Genomic DNA, 223 nt, shown 5'->3' with positions numbered 1-223 from the left:
GCTTTTTGGGATTAGCTCCCCCTCGCGGGTTCGCTGCCCATTGTCACCGCCATTGTAGCACGTGTGTAGCCCAGCCCGTAAGGGCCATGAGGACTTGACGTCATCCCCACCGTCCTCGCGGCTTATCACCGGCAGTCCCCCTAGAGTGCCCAACTGAATGATGGCAACTAGGGGCGAGGGTTGCGCTCGTTGCGGGACTTAACCCAACATCTCACGACACGAG

Annotated in this window: 1 rRNA gene; it reads right to left on the bottom strand. The window is 60.1% G+C overall.

What is annotated here, in order from left to right:
• Positions 1–223, bottom strand: a 16S ribosomal RNA gene (locus E4K09_RS02605); the annotation flags it as partial.

It is taken from the genome of Microvirga pakistanensis, from assembly GCF_004458765.1.
In the GTDB taxonomy this organism is placed as follows: domain Bacteria; phylum Pseudomonadota; class Alphaproteobacteria; order Rhizobiales; family Beijerinckiaceae; genus Microvirga; species Microvirga pakistanensis.
Note: the sequence above shows the minus strand (reverse complement) of the source record. Positions and strands in the feature narration are given on the sequence as shown.